Source organism: Prosthecobacter vanneervenii (assembly GCF_014203095.1).
GTDB lineage: Bacteria > Verrucomicrobiota > Verrucomicrobiia > Verrucomicrobiales > Verrucomicrobiaceae > Prosthecobacter > Prosthecobacter vanneervenii.
In genome coordinates this window covers 137,267-151,313 of record NZ_JACHIG010000013.1, presented here as the reverse complement: position 1 = coordinate 151,313, position 14,047 = coordinate 137,267, and the positions used below count along the sequence as shown (strand labels likewise).

General features: G+C 59.8%; 10 protein-coding genes and 1 pseudogene. 2 read left to right on the top strand and 9 right to left on the bottom strand.

Going from position 1 to position 14,047, the window contains the following annotated elements; translation table 11 throughout:
* Window positions 1-25: 25 nt before the first annotated feature.
* Window positions 26-334: a ribonuclease III domain-containing protein gene (locus HNQ65_RS23290; RefSeq protein WP_184343598.1), complete on the top strand. Its 309-nt coding sequence runs from the start codon at window positions 26-28 to the stop codon at window positions 332-334.
* Here HNQ65_RS23290 and HNQ65_RS23285 read toward each other — a convergent pair whose 3' ends face one another.
* The gene (locus HNQ65_RS23285; protein WP_184343596.1) at window positions 335-1,765 is read right to left on the bottom strand and encodes an FAD-dependent oxidoreductase; all 1,431 of its coding nucleotides are present in this window, start codon (window positions 1,763-1,765) and stop codon (window positions 335-337) included.
* 42 nt (window positions 1,766-1,807) lie between these two features.
* On the bottom strand, window positions 1,808-3,745 hold the full coding sequence (locus HNQ65_RS23280; RefSeq protein WP_184343594.1) for a CehA/McbA family metallohydrolase: 1,938 nt from the start codon (window positions 3,743-3,745) through the stop codon (window positions 1,808-1,810).
* Between the two features lie 77 nt (window positions 3,746-3,822).
* Here HNQ65_RS23280 and HNQ65_RS23275 point away from each other — a divergent pair, with 77 nt between their 5' ends.
* On the top strand, window positions 3,823-4,431 hold the full coding sequence (locus tag HNQ65_RS23275; RefSeq protein ID WP_184343592.1) for a carbohydrate-binding family 9-like protein: 609 nt from the start codon (window positions 3,823-3,825) through the stop codon (window positions 4,429-4,431).
* Between the two features lie 28 nt (window positions 4,432-4,459).
* On the opposite strand, the gene HNQ65_RS23270 is transcribed toward HNQ65_RS23275, so the two are convergent.
* From HNQ65_RS23270 to HNQ65_RS27055, 7 genes and pseudogenes are all read right to left on the bottom strand, one after another.
* Entirely contained in the window at window positions 4,460-5,920 is a 1,461-nt protein-coding gene (locus HNQ65_RS23270) for a purple acid phosphatase family protein (protein WP_184343590.1), read from the bottom strand.
* A 77-nt stretch (window positions 5,921-5,997) separates the two neighbouring features.
* The gene (gene truD, locus HNQ65_RS23265) at window positions 5,998-7,053 is read right to left on the bottom strand and encodes a tRNA pseudouridine(13) synthase TruD (RefSeq protein WP_184343588.1); all 1,056 of its coding nucleotides are present in this window, start codon (window positions 7,051-7,053) and stop codon (window positions 5,998-6,000) included.
* Window positions 7,054-7,123: 70 nt separating this feature from the next.
* A complete protein-coding gene (locus tag HNQ65_RS23260) occupies window positions 7,124-8,272 on the bottom strand; it encodes an alpha-hydroxy acid oxidase (RefSeq protein ID WP_184343586.1) in 1,149 nt (382 codons plus the stop codon).
* A gap of 158 nt (window positions 8,273-8,430) precedes the next feature.
* On the bottom strand, window positions 8,431-9,663 hold the full coding sequence (locus HNQ65_RS23255) for a glycoside hydrolase family 2 TIM barrel-domain containing protein (RefSeq protein WP_184343584.1): 1,233 nt from the start codon (window positions 9,661-9,663) through the stop codon (window positions 8,431-8,433).
* A gap of 26 nt (window positions 9,664-9,689) precedes the next feature.
* Window positions 9,690-11,057, bottom strand: a complete 1,368-nt coding sequence (locus tag HNQ65_RS23250; RefSeq protein ID WP_184343582.1) for a sulfatase-like hydrolase/transferase — start codon at window positions 11,055-11,057, stop codon at window positions 9,690-9,692.
* Window positions 11,054-11,755, bottom strand: a complete 702-nt coding sequence (locus HNQ65_RS27060; RefSeq protein WP_408004808.1) for a hypothetical protein — start codon at window positions 11,753-11,755, stop codon at window positions 11,054-11,056. Before HNQ65_RS27060 ends, HNQ65_RS23250 begins: the two co-directional genes overlap by 4 nt.
* 585 nt (window positions 11,756-12,340) lie before the next feature.
* Window positions 12,341-13,906: pseudogene (locus tag HNQ65_RS27055) on the bottom strand (YHYH protein); the annotation flags it as partial.
* Between the last annotated feature and the right edge of the window lie 141 nt (window positions 13,907-14,047).

The window sequence follows — 14,047 nt, the reverse complement described above, 5'->3', positions numbered from 1 at the left end:
AAAGCTCGCTCTGGATGATTCGCTCATGGCATCACTCCCAGAACTCGACCTCACTCAGCGCCTGCGCGAAAACGCCTGGATCGGCGATGCCGTGCTGGAGCTTTACGTCCGCAGCTTTATCCTGAAGCAGCAGGGCAAGGTGGATGCCGAGATGAAGATGCGCTTCACCTGCAATCAGTTTCTCTCCTGCACGGGCAACCCCACCGCTGTGGAGGCGGACATCGGTGTAATCTACCAGCGTGAGGGGCTGGAAGCGGCCTTTGCCTGGGTTCACGAAAATCTGGAGCCCCTCTTTCTCAAGCAGGAAGCGAAACGCAAACGCACCGGCAAGTAGCTAGGCGCGCTGCCCCAGCGCCTTGAGCTTGGCTTCGGCCTCACTCCACGGCACGTCATGGGGAAGGCGTTTGGTGGTAGCTGCCAGCGCGGCGGTGACACCGGCTGCTTCGCCCATGGCCACCGAGTTCCCCGTCACGCGATAGCTGGCATGCGCGATGAAATCGCCGCTGATGTTGCGACCGGCCATCATCAGGCCGTCCACATCCTTTGCGATCAGTGCCCTCAGCGGAATGTCATACGGCTTCACTTTGATGCCCGCGTTGTGATAAGCGGTCTTCTTGTTCATGTCGGCACTGAGGGCGTGGATGTCCACGCTGAAGGTCGGGCGCACCACGGCATCGTCATAGCGCGCACCGGCGGCCACATCATCCTTCGTCACGGTGTAGCGTCCGGCAATGCGTCTGCCATCGCGCACGCCGATCTGCTCTGCCGTGGCGGCAATCTGCAGGGCCTCCCAGGGGCCGCCCAGCTTGCGCAGGGCGTTCACGATCTTGTTCATCTCCGCCCGGGCCTGCACCGTGGCTTCGGTGATTTTTGCCGCATCAAAACAGGGCACAGCATACTGGTGGTTCATCATCACCAGCAGCAGATTGTCCCGCACCTGCCAGAGCGTGGGCTTGGCATAGGAGGGGAAGAGTCCCGCACGCTTGATCTCCGCCAGAAACGCGTCTTTGGCCACACCGTCGGCCTTGCTGGGGTCAGACTTGTGGATGAACGCCTCCAAAGCCGCGACATCCTTGCACACCAGCAGCGCATTGAGGGACATGGGCTGGCAGGGGCAGGCGTCTGCCTCGCCATACTCAAAGGAGCAACCCGCGAGAGCGCCGAGGTCGCCATCTCCAGTGGTGTCGATGAAGACCGGCGCCTTCCAGGCCTGTCGGCCCGATTTGGACTCCGTCACCACCGTCGTGAGTCGCTTTCCGTCTCGGTAGGCGGCACACACATGGGTGTGAAGCTGGAACTTGATGCCCGCCTCGACAAACATCTCCTCCAGCAGCAGCTTCATGCCTTCCGGCTCGTAGCAGATGCTCTTGTGGCTGGTCCCACGGCGCATGCCACGCTCATCCAGCCGCTTCAGCAGCTCCTGGTTAAAGCCCGGCTTGTCGAAGTCGAGCAGATACCCCAGCAGTCCCGCAGTCCACACGCCGCCGAGACAGCCGCGCCATTCAAAGACGCGAACCCGTGCCCCGGCTCGCGCCGCCGTGATGGCTGCCGCAATACCGGCCGGTCCGGCTCCGCAGACGATCACGTCTGCATCCTCCACCAGCGGCAGATCCCGCGCCTGCTCATGAAAATGACCCTCTGATGTAGCGATGGCTTTTTCCACCTCAGCCGCGTTCATGACACCGGGCGTGACAAGGGCACCAGAGAAGGCGGCGCGCAGAAAGGAACGGCGCTTGAGGTCGGAGGAGGGGGTGGGTGTGCTCATGGTGGATTGTGAAGTCAGATTTACCGCAGCTTTGGACAAAAATCATGGGTCACTTTTTTCCATCAGAGACTCCGCCTGGACCGCCACGGCCTCGTCACAAAGTTTCAATGCCTCACGAATTTTCTCACGATCTCCGCCATTTTCCTGGATCAACCGCCGGGCAATCTCGACCGCAGGCTCAAAGCGCCCATCGCCGTCGGCATCCAGCCAGATCGGGTTCGTCGAACCTACCACACGAGGAATGAAGCTCTTGCTGCTCGGCTGGTACGGCCGGGGGATCTCCCAGAACGGCTCGGTGACACCCGGCCCCGTCGCGATCACCACCAGATGCACATCATGGGCGGGCTTTGGCAGTTCCCACACGATGCGCGCTTTTTCACCCGCACGGTGGTTGTCTTCAATCTTCTGCTCACGAATCAGAGTGCCGTTGGCAAAGAGTTCGATGTGGTCCGCCTGCGTCCATGCAGGCCCTGATACGATGACTTCTGCTTTGACTTTCTCCTTCAGCCCTGTCGCCAGATCTCCCACGGTGAACTTGTCATCCACCCTGAGCTGAGCCAGCAGTCCCAGGCTCACCAGCAGCCGCCCTTCCTTGTAGCTGCGCCAGACTTCATCCAGATCGGGGTTGGCCGGATCCGCATCCTTCGCGGCCACATAGGTGCGCCCCTGCCCGAGAATGAAGCGGTTCACGTCATGGCTGTCGCTTGAACCCACTGCCGCAATGCGATGACCGCAGTTGAGGAGCGCAAACCAGTCGCGATAAAGCAGGTGAATGTCAGACTGCATGGCGGCCGAGGTGATCACCTCCATCGCATCAATGCCGACCAGCGCTTCTGCCTGACGGTGCCTGCCCGTCTTCGGATTGAACTGGATGCCGCCAAACGGGATAAAGCCGCTGTGCAGGTCACGCGGATGATTCAGCGTGATCACCTTCACGCCAGGAGTGGCCCGGATATCCGGCAGCAGCTTGGCCCAGTCCTCCTGCTGGTGATTCACGACACGTGCGCCCGGCTCGATGGGAAAGGCATTGAAATGCCCGTGCTTGGTGGTGACCTCATTGCCGATCACCGGCGTGAAGCTCTTTGCCACGCCCATGCTGGCGGCCTGCGGTGCATAGTCTGTGTGATGATTGTGATCCGTGGAGATCGCCAGCTCAATCCCCTCCCCCGCGATGGTAAGCATGCGCTCTTCGATTTTGGCATCGCCATGCCCGCTATAAGTCAGCGTATGAATGTGGCTGTCTGCCGCGATCCAGCCCTTGGTATCCACCTCGCGCCGCAGCTTGACCGCCACCTTTCTACTCTCTCCTTCCTGAAGAGTTAGCGCCTCACGACTGACGCCCCATTCAAAGCCGCGCCCTGCATGGAGAATGTAATCCCCCGGCGGCAGAGAGAGTCTGGCTTTTCCATTTCTCGTATAAACTACCCCCACACGCACGGCCACATCTCCGGCTGGCTTGGCTCTCAGTGGCTGCAAGGTTCCATCCGCACGCGTCACCGTCAGCCTGCAGGGCAGTTCGTCTCCTCTTTGTCCATCGGTTACTGTAACCTCCACCTGAGCACCGCTGAGCAGCTCAGCACTCGTCTTCGGCGCGATGATCACGGGCCCCGCCTCGATGTCATCCAGAGCCGTAGGCGCCTCGATCACCAGCAGATTGTTCCCATCTTGCAAAGTCCCTGGCGGGATCGCGAGAAGGCTCTCCATCGCTGTTTCGGCCGTCACCAAGGCCCCCAGCTTTTTGCCATTCAAAAAGACAGGCCAGCCAAGCTTCACATCCCGCTGCCAGATGCGCAGCGTCTGCTCTGAGGTATTTGCCCTGGCCTCAAAATGCTTCTCCAGCCGCTCGGCGTCCACAGCCCTGTCCTTGAACTCCTCCCATTCAAACTGCCCCGGCTTTCCGAGATGCAACTTACCGGGCACCACGATGACGTCTTCCGCCATCAGAGTCAATGCAGGCAGGCAGGCTAAAATCCATTTCATCCACTATCAACGCCTCCGTTGGCAGACAGTTTTCCAGCCGTCATTGAAATGCAGCGAGTGCTTGCCAAAGCTGCCTCATGAAACGCTACCGTGTCCGCCACACCTCCTCCTCCGCCCTCGATTGGTCCATGGCCGAATCATTGACCGACTTTTCCTTTCCTTGGGAAGAGAACGCGGCCCCGTTCACCGAATTCCGCGCCTTGTGGGATGAAAGACACCTTCACTTCCGCTTTGACTGCCACGATGACGACATCGTGCTTCCAGATGGAGCCGATGCAAAAGAGCGCGTGCTTGGGTCTGATCGCGTGGAAATTTTCCTGTCGCCCGATCTCAGCTTGAAGCCCTACTTCTGTCTTGAGATGTCCCCTCGTGGAGATGTGCTCGACTACGAAGCCCATTTTTACCGTGAAATGAACTGGGACTGGCGATGCGCGGGCTTGAGCCTCTCAGCCGAGATGATGGGAAACCGCTACACCGTTACGGGCAGCATCCCTTTGGACACGCTGCGAACGCTCCAGGTGCTCAAAGCCGACAGCCGCGAATTTTATGCCGGACTCTACCGTGCAGAATTTAGCCACAGGCCCGATGGCTCCGTGCAGTCCGGCTGGATGCCCTGGGTCAATCCACAGACAGAGCGACCAGATTTCCACGTCCCAGCATCGTTTGGCATTCTCGAACTGGTGTGACGATCAATGCCTGAGCGCGCATCTCGTGCTACTTTCTTTTGATCTTGTAGCTGTGCGCGACGGAGCCATTGGGCACTTCGTCGCGTGTCACTCCGGGCACGATGGATCTCACATAGTCCACCTGCGCTTCACCCGGACCCACCATCACTCGCACATGCCCCGAGCTGCCAAGAATGGTGCCCGTGTAGCCATACTCCTCAGCGCTGCGCGTGCCACCGCTTGGGTGTCCGGGCTGAGGCACCTCTTGGTAGATGACACCGTCCAGCTCCTCCTTGGCAAAAAGGTGATCATGCCCATGAAAAACAATGCTCACACCATTTTTGACCAGGAGCTTATGGATGGGCATCGCCCAGCCTGGGCGGTGCTGCTTGAAGCCCTCGCTGCCATCTGCGTTTTTGCCGCCCCATTCCATGTAAGGCGCAGGCGTCACGGCTCCGCGCACATCCTTGCCCAGTCCACCGACAAGGTGATGCAGAAAGACAAACTTGAGCGGAGCCTTGCTCGCTTCCAGCGTTTTCGTCAGCCAGCGGTATTGCTCCTCCCCCAGTGTCATGTCCCAGTTGTCCTCACTTTTGCGTTCCCGCGTAAACCAAAAAGGATCCAGCACGACGAACAACGCGCTGCCCCACTCAAAGGCGTAGTAATCCTGCAGCATGCCCGCGCCTTCCTCAGGCTTTGGATTCCCCGTGTAGATGCCGCCGGGCTCGGGGTTGGGAAAATACTTCTTCCGCATGGCGATGGACCACAGCGGCATCGAATCCGGCTGCCCGGTGAGGCGAAAGCCCTGCTCACCGTCATGATTTCCCAGTGTTAGGAGGACCGGCACACTGTGCGCAATGCGCCCCAGATAAAAACGCTGCGCCTTGTACTGCGACTCCGCCCGTGTGTAAAAGCTGCCAAACTTGTCCACCATCGTGGTGTCCCCGAGATCGATCATGAAATCCGGCTTGTCGGCCAGCATGTTGGCCAGTGTCTGCTGATACACGCGCACGTCTGTGCTCATGTCGAGATGTGAGTCCGCCTGCATCGTGAAGGTGAAGGCAGATGCCGGAGCACGCTGTGTATGAAAGCTGCGCACTTCATCACGCACCGCCTCGCCGCCGCCGATGCGATAAGTCAGCTGATAGACATAGGCGGTGTCTGGCTTCAACGGCCCGAGCACAATCGTCTGCGGCTCTCCCGCTGCGAGTTTCACGACGGCGGAGCGCTGCGTCAGCGCCGCCGGACTGGCACCATAGGAGACAAAAGCCTCCATGTCCTTCCAGGCCAGCACGCTCAGGGTCACGGATTCCGCCCCAGGACGGCAGAGCCAGACATTGAAAAGATACGGCGGAACAACCGCAGGCTCCACCTGGCCTCCAGGGCCTGCCCCCTTGCCTTTGTTGCCGCGCTCCCCCTTGGGCTGCTTTCCTTCATTTTGAGCCACGGCCAGTGCCGCAGCCATGACGGTGAATGCGGCAAGCAAAGGCAGTGACGTGGAGGTCTTCATGCACAGAAATGATAACGGAAATGTCAAAGAGCCATCAAGCCGCAGCCGGAGAATTGTCAGCGCCGTGTCAGCAAGCGCTATGAATCCACCTCCGCATGCCCGGCTTCATCCAGAGCCGCCAGCTCGCGCAGAATGGCGGTGGCATACGTTCCTTTGGGAAGATCAAACCGCATGGAAAGACCGCCATCTGCCCCCACCTCCATGACAGGCTGCAGCGGCCGCAGGCGCATGACCCGACGCTCCTGCCGCAGATCGCAGGCTTTCAGACCAGCGGTGATTTCGGGAAACCGGTCTGCCACGCTTAGCTCAAAATCACGCACCTCTCCCACGCTCTGAAGATCTCCCTCTCCCCACAAGGGCGCAGTGAGTTCCACGATCCCTTTTTCAAACCTTGCCACCTCATCGCCACGCTGGTTTTTAGGCAGCAGAATGGTGCCATTGTCTGAGAATCCAAAGACCTCGCCAGCAAGCGGTCTGTCCCAGGTGCCTGCCGCCATGCGCTCCGCCACCACGGTGTTGAAAAGATAGCTTCGTGCGGATGAGATGAGGAGTCCGCGCAGCAGTCGATCTCCCGGATTGAACTCACCACGAAACATCGCCAGCGCCTTCGAGAGATTCTGCCCGTCATTGCCGAAGCGTTGGGCACCAAAAAAATTCGGCACTCCCTTTGCAGCGATCGCACTCCACCGCCGTCTGGCTGAATCCGCGTCAAATTCCGGCTCACGCAGGCGGATGGTGAATCGGTTGCCCTGGTGAATGCCACGGCGCAGCTTGCGAGTGTTGCGCGTGATTCGCAGCACCTTCAGCCCCTCGGATTCCAACGCCTCAGGCTCTGGCGATGGCTGCCCTGGCATGTGCAGGCTGAACCATTGCCGTGTGACCGCATGGCGATCCTTCAGTCCGCAGTGGCTCACCAGCCTGCGCCGGATGCCCACGGCGTCCGCAAGCTGAGCGGCAGCGGCATTGCTGTCCAGATTCCGCTTCTCTGCCCATACCAGGCAGTGCTCGCCCACGCCCGAGGGCTCAAAGCCCAGGATCTCCTCCACCATAAAATCCTCTGGCTGCACCTTGAACCGTGCCCGGCCCAGAGGGCAGCCGTGCAGATAGGGAAGTGCCTTCGGATTTGAAATCATGTGCCGCAAGGTCTGCGCCACATCCTGCGCGGAATCAATCCAAGATGCAGGATGTTTGCGGCAGCCTTACTCAGGCCACAAGATGCTTTGGCAGATCGGCCACTCGTTCACAGCCCACCTGCTCCATCACCTGCTTGATCTGGCGCTTGAGCATCGTCATGGTGTGGTCTGCCCCGTCTTTGCCCAGGGCTCCCACCCCGTACATGAAGGAGCGCCCCATGAAGGTAAACTTGGCGCCGCTGGCCAGCGCACACGCCACATCAGGGCCGGAACGCAGACCACTGTCCAGCATCACGGTGGTGCGATGTCCAAATTTCTTCGCCAGCTCGGTGAGCGGCTTGATCGTGGACTGGCCGGCATCGAGCTGGCGGCCGCCGTGATTTGAAACGATGAAGCCGTCCACGCCCAGGCCCAGCGCCGTCTCAGCGTCTTCTTCAGTCACCACGCCCTTCACCACCAGCTTGCCTTTCCAGCGCTCGCGAATGGCGCTGATCTTGGCGGGATTCAGGCGGCCAGAGAAAGTCTTGTTCATGAAGAGCCCGAGATGTTTCATGTTCAGCCCTTTTGGCAGATAGGGCTTCATGGTCTTGAACTCCGGCGCACCGGCCGCGAGCTGGCTGAAGGACCACGTGGGGTGCAGCATCATCTGGATCACATTGCGCAGCGTCATGCGCGGCGGGATGGAGAGCCCGTTGCGGATCTCCTTGGGCCGGTAAGCAAAGGTGGGCGTATCTGCCAGGATGACGAGCACCGGGAAACCCGCATCCTTCACACGTTGCAGCAGCTTGTCCCGCAGTGAATCCTCTGCGGGATGGTATAACTGAAACCACGCCTTTCCTTGCGTAAGCTCAGCCACCGTTTCTATGCTGGCCGTGGCCACGGTACTCAGGGTGAAGGGCAGGTTGTGCTGATGCGCCGCCTTGGCGATGATCTCGGTGGCCTTGGGCCAGATCAACCCCTGCAGGCCGATGGGCGAGACTCCAAACGGCGCATCATACTTGATGCCAAAAAGCTCCGTCTTGAGGTCTGAACCCGGATAATCCCGCAGGTACCACGGCCTCAGCTGTACCTGCCGTATTTCATCCGTGTTGCGCTGGAGATTGATGTTGGAAAAGCAGCCACCCTCAAGGTATTCAAAGGCAAATCGCGGCACCCGGCGGCGGGCCTTCTCTCGAAGATGTTCGATGGAGGGGTAGTTGGAATTGAAGACTTCGGACATGGAGCGTGAGTAAAGGGCACTGAAGACGAAAACAGCCGGACGATCAATCCGAGCGGGCCGCCTTCTTCATCACCAGTAAACGCCGGATTTACAATCTTCCAACACCCACACTGCAAATACCGAAACGCACATGGTTCGGCCGCCCGGTGCTTGCTGCCCTACTTGACCTCAAAGGGAGCATTCGCCGTCGCAGCATGGCCGTTTCCATCACTGACCCAGACATGCAGCCGGTATTTGCCGGGTTGTTTCGGCGCCTTCACCTGGGCCAGATCCCCCTCGGTCGAGGTGATCGCCCCCTCGACCGCAGCAGGCATCCGCAGGCGCCGCCCCGCATTGTGGCCAATCTTTTCAGGCAGCATGGCCCAGCGCCAAACGAGAGCATCCCCTTCAGGATCTGCGGCCTCGGCGCGAACTTTGAGTGACGTGCCTGTGGCCACTGCCTCCAAAGGAGTATCCTTCAGCGGCTGGATGATGGGAGCACGATTTGGTGGTGCATGTCCGCTCCATTTTTCTTCCAGGACATCCACGGCCGCGGTTGTCTCCCCGTCATGCGTCAGCAGGCCGAACCATGTCGCCGTGGCCTCATACTTCCAGCCCCATACAAACGCATAGCTCCCCAGACACGCTCCGCCTTGGGCGATTACTTCGTCATAACCACGCCGCATCATTTCAGCCTTCTCAGTGCTCGTTTGTTCCATGGGTGCTCCAGACTTGCTCTTCGGCCTCTCCCAAAAACCCTGCGGCCCCCATTCCGTGACCAGCCAGGGACGTGTCCAGCCAATCTTCGCCAGCTGCGCACGCAGGCCGAACAAACCGCCATAAGTATTGACGCCGACGTAGTCGAGATGCGGAGCATGTTCGTTCATTCCCTTCGCCTTTTGTTCTGTCATGCCAGCCACGGCGGTGAAGGTCGGATGCGCAGGGTCATTCTCCTTCACCATCAGAGCCAGCTTCTCCAGTTGCTGCCAAAAAGCTGCCTGTGACCCGTCACCCTCCACCTCATTTCCCAGCCCCCACGCCAGCAGCGCGGGATGATCGCGGAATTGCATCACCAGCTGCCTCACTCGCTCCTGCTGTCTGGCGCAATGTTCCGGCTTGGAATACGAGAACCAGGAGCATTCCGGCTCCAACCAAATCCCGGCGCTCACGGTCAGCCCCAGCTTCTCCGCCTCCTGCAGCGTCTGCTCCAGCCGGTCAGTACTCCATGTGCGCAGGGAGTTTCCGCCTCGTGCAGCCAGGATGTCCAGATGCGACTCCCCGCCCGCGCCTTTGACGAAATAGGGCTTCCCGCCGCGAGACATGCCATTCTTCACATCCACCGTCACCTGCACAGGCGCGGCGCAGAGAAACAAGGGGGACAGAATCAGCAGCAGAGCGATAACAGGGCGCATGGATATGGAAGGATCTGATTACCAGATCACTTTCCCTTTTTCATGCCATCTTTCTTTTTGCCTCCGGGGCCCATGCCCTTGCCAGGTTTGGGCCCTCGTCCCTGGGGAAATTCGCCGCGCTCCAGAGCCGCAAAAGCCTGCTCTCCGAGCCCCGCACGCAGATGGGCTTTGAGCTCGGCCTGCAGTTTCTCCGCCATCTGGGGATTTTGCTTTGCCAGATCTCGCGTCTCTCCCAGATCATGCACCAGATCGAAAAGCAGCCCCTCCTTGCTGTCCCAGAAATAGAGCAGCTTGTAGTCGCCTTTTCGGATCGCAGACATCGGGTGCTCCACCTCCACCACCTGGTGCCAGACAAAGCGGTCGATCGGCCGCCTCACAGGTTCTTTTCCACCGCTCAGCAGCAGCGGCTTCCAGCTTCCGCCCTCGACGCCCTTGGGCAGGGGAAACCCAGGCGCGGCAAAATCCAGCACAGTGGCCATCAGATCGTAGCTGATGACGGGCGTGGCACAGTACACGCCGCCTTTGACTCCTGGGCAGCGAATGATCATTGGCTCGCGGATTCCACCTTCTCCCAGATCTCCTTTTCCACCATTCAGCAGGCTGGTGCGCCCGCCATTGTCCGAAGTGTAGATGACGAGGGTGTTTTCCGCGATGCGGAGCTCATCGAGCGTCTTCAAAACCTCGCCCACGCAGGTGTCAAGGTCCTCCGTCATGGCGGCCATCACAGCACGGTCGCCCTTCCCTCCTTTTCCGGCATTTGGCATGCCTTCATACTTTTTGATCGTGGATGCCAGCGCCTGCGGTGTCTGATGCACGGCATAGTAGGAGAGCTGCAGGAAAAATGGATGTCCCTCTTTCACCTGCTTTTCCATGAACGTGCGTGCGCGACGTGTGATTCCAAACGACTGCTTCGGATCTTCCGGATCTGTCGAGTCTCCGTCCTCGTTCATGGTGATCCCATCACTGGCATCATACCCCATGGACTCCGGCGTATGAAACCACTGCCACTTGCCGAAGTGGGCCGCGCGATAGCTGCCGTCCGCCTTCTTCAGCGTGTTGACCAGCGAATCCGTCACGGGCGCGTTCCAGTTCCGCGAGTTTTTGTCCGTTGCATTGAGGGAGCTGGTGGTGCGTCCCATCTGGATGGAGGCACGCGAGCACTCGCATTTGCAGTGCGCTGCATAAGCCTGCGAGAACACCATGCCCTGCGCGGCGAGTTTTTCCAAATTCGGAGTGTGAAACTCCCGCCCCGCACTGCCCGGTTCATTGGGCATCATCCGCACCGAGGTCCCGCTCCACGACTGGTCATCCGCAAGAATAAAAAGGATGTTGGGCGCTTTGGCCCAGGCGCTGCCAGCCAGGAGCGCAATGCTCAGAGTAAGAAGTGTTTTCATTTCAGGGGTGCTCCAGTGACATCCAGATCAGGCTTGGTGTTCCACCGCGGCTGCCAGCCGGGCTTTTCCACCTTGGCTCGGAAGATGATCGTGTTGTCCAGCGCGAGGTCGTTGGTCCAGATGAACTTCGCTCCTTCGAAATCGTTCTCAAAGTAGGGCTGCTTGGGATCCACTTCTTCGACGGTGTATTCCTTCGCTTGCTTCCACGAACTGTCATTAAAGTCCACTGCCCACCAGTTGGCAGGCAGAGGCTCTTGCTTGACCTGCGGATTGGCCGTGTCGCCGTTGACCGGTCCGTGAAAGAAGCTTTTGGCCTTCCAGGTGGCATTCGTCACCGTGCCGTCGGCAAACTTCAAAATGAAGCCGCCATCGCCAATGCTGCTGCCGTATTCGAGCCCGGTTTTAGGATCGGCATTGTCCTTGGCGAGCACCGCTATCGTCATCGGATACTCCGGCAGGAAATCCACGCTGACGACGTTGTGCGGCGTGAACTGAATGGGATCCACCGCCACGAGACGTCCGTTCACGTAGAGCATGAACCAGTTGTCCGCATAAACGTTGAGTTTCATCGTGTCGGCAATGCTCGGCTTGATGAGCCCAGGTGGGCCGCCGCCTTTCTTCTTTTTACCACCTCCTTTTCCAGTTTCACCAGGAGCACTGCCTGAACGCGGCGTCCCCTGGCCTGCGCCAGCCTGCATCGGCTTCGCAGCTGGATCCCCCGCTCCAGAAGCAGTGGCAGGAGGTGGCGTGGGTGGCTGATCCCCACCGGTAGGCGCGGCCGCACGCAGTGGCGCATTGGGGGCATTTTGTACTTCCTCGGTCGTGAGCTTGCCATCGTGGTCCAGATCGGCCGTGCCAAAAATGTATTTGGCTGCATCAGCGAGTTCAGCGCTGCTGAGACGGCTGTCCTGGTTCACATCCAGTTCGTAGGCGTGCCGGAAGATAAAGCCGGCAAATGCAGCCCCTTCGCGGATGTCTCCCGCTGCATCGATTTCTGCGGGCGTGATGACGCCATCCATGTCCGCATCATACTTTGAGGCGGCGGTCTTCATATCCGCAAGAGTCTCGGAGATGGTGACAATGCCGTCCTGATTGCCATCCAGCTCAGCGCCGTGCATCTGCATCCAAGGCTTGCGCTGGCCCCCCTGCTGCCCTCCACCGCCGCCCTGCGCAGGCATGGGCTGGGTAGCTCCACCTGGAGCCGTGGTCGTTGTGCCAGCAGGCATGCCACTGGGTCCGGCCCCGCCACCTGCGGGCGCACCACCCCTCGAGTAAACGACACTCAAGTCGGCCTGGGCCAGAATCTTGCCATCCATCGCCGCCAGCAAGTCTTCGCGTGTCACTCCGCCACGTCCCGTGGCCTTGGGCTTCGGCTCTGCAGAGAGCGCATAGACATGCAGTACATAGGTCTTTTCTCCTGGCCCTTGCGAATGCGGCGGCTCATAGCCCTCCTCGCCTTTGAAGCCTACCCCCAGCTTGCCCACGCCTTTCGCATTCTTGGGCAGGCTGGTCGTTCCATCTGGGATGTCCCACATGACCCAGTAGCTTTTCATTTCATTGCCCGGCGCCAGGTGGTCCATGATCAGCGCATAGCTCTTCGTTCCAGCAGGTGCTCCGCGCCATTCCAGCGGCAGCGTGGCTCCGCTGCCATCTCCGGTGTAATCTGCCGGCAGATTACCACCCTCCTCCACCTCCGGGCTGGTCAAAACAAAGCCGCTTGCCTGGCTCGCAGACGGTACGCCGCCACGCCTCTCCATTGGTTGTGCAGAAGGCGTTGCGGATGCCGCTGGTAGCTCGCCCACATCCAGCCTGCCATCGCCGTTTCGGTCCAGTGCGGTGAATTCGCTCCGGGCCTTGGCCATGGCTGCCGCCAGCGTGCCGCCGCTGCGATTGGCGGCAAATTCACGCTTCACATTGTCTGCAAACTCCTGTGCTGTGACAATGCCGTCGCCATTCACATCCATCAGGTTGCTTGAGGCTTGTGGCTGCGTTGGCCGTGGTGCTTCTTTCGGAGGCGCAGGTGGACTTTCATCTGGTCTCATTCCCTTACCAGGACCGCCCTTGCCCTTTCCCATGCCTTTGCCTTTTCCGCCGCCACCGCCAGGACCTCTGCCTCCTCCGCCACCACGGCTGGTATACACTTCCTTCACGGTGCCCTCGCGCCCGTTGTTGAATTCAAAGGGATAGATGCCGTCGCTGTTGACGCTGTAGGAAATCCAGCGCTTCTCACTGCCCACCTGATAGCTCAGGCGGTAGCTGTTGGACCCTGTGCTCTCAAATCCGGTGATCTCCGCCCCACGCAGCGGTGCCGTGTCCGGACGCACCGGCTGCGCACGCGGCTGCGGATCCACCTGCCCCTCGGCTTCCACGACCTCTCCGTGAAACGCGCTCTGCAGATACGGCCTCTTGGTGGAGGCGTGGTAATGGTAGCCCACTTTTGCGTCCTCATGGCCATGGCACTCGTCCAGCTTGCCCACCGGCGATCCATCCGGTTCGGTAAGACCATAGATCGGATACCCGTCCAGCGCATACGCGATCGGCATGCTCTTGCCCACCACCGTCTGCAGATGCAGCGGCGCAATATGATAATGATAGTCGTCAGCACGTCCGCAATGACCGCCCCACTGATCCAGCTCGCCGATTTCATACGAGACCTCGCCTCGGTTGTTCTGCGGGTTGAAAATCGGGATTCCATTCACAGCAAGCGCAATCGCACCACGCAAAAAATGCCCTTCCACTACAGCGGGTGCCTTCGCAGGAACCGGCTTCAAAGGAATGCGCCAGGCATTGTCGCCAAAATACGCCTGCGGCAGCGGCACCTGCTGCTGCCAGGCCGTGATTCCCACCATCATGTTGTGGTCCGGCCAGCCGTTGGACCCCACATAGAGAAAATCTTTGTCCCATTTCAGTTCCAGCTTGGGAAAGGTCATGAACGCCTTGGCAGCCATCGGTGCGCTAGCCGCATTGGCCGCAGCGGCTGCGGCAAGCTG

Excerpts from the sequence above, each read along its gene's own strand:
- HNQ65_RS23275 (WP_184343592.1), top strand. The coding sequence starts at position 3,823 with ATGAAACGCTACCGTGTCCGCCACACCTCCTCCTCCGCCCTCGATTGG.
- HNQ65_RS27060 (WP_408004808.1), bottom strand. The coding sequence starts at position 11,755 with ATGCAGGCTGGCGCAGGCCAGGGGACGCCGCGTTCAGGCAGTGCTCCT.
- HNQ65_RS23290 (WP_184343598.1), top strand. The coding sequence starts at position 26 with ATGGCATCACTCCCAGAACTCGACCTCACTCAGCGCCTGCGCGAAAAC.
- HNQ65_RS23260 (WP_184343586.1), bottom strand. The coding sequence starts at position 8,272 with ATGTCCGAAGTCTTCAATTCCAACTACCCCTCCATCGAACATCTTCGA.
- truD (WP_184343588.1), bottom strand. The coding sequence starts at position 7,053 with ATGATTTCAAATCCGAAGGCACTTCCCTATCTGCACGGCTGCCCTCTG.
- HNQ65_RS23285 (WP_184343596.1), bottom strand. The coding sequence starts at position 1,765 with ATGAGCACACCCACCCCCTCCTCCGACCTCAAGCGCCGTTCCTTTCTG.
- HNQ65_RS23255 (WP_184343584.1), bottom strand. The coding sequence starts at position 9,663 with ATGCGCCCTGTTATCGCTCTGCTGCTGATTCTGTCCCCCTTGTTTCTC.
- HNQ65_RS23250 (WP_184343582.1), bottom strand. The coding sequence starts at position 11,057 with ATGAAAACACTTCTTACTCTGAGCATTGCGCTCCTGGCTGGCAGCGCC.
- HNQ65_RS23280 (WP_184343594.1), bottom strand. The coding sequence starts at position 3,745 with ATGAAATGGATTTTAGCCTGCCTGCCTGCATTGACTCTGATGGCGGAA.
- HNQ65_RS23270 (WP_184343590.1), bottom strand. The coding sequence starts at position 5,920 with ATGAAGACCTCCACGTCACTGCCTTTGCTTGCCGCATTCACCGTCATG.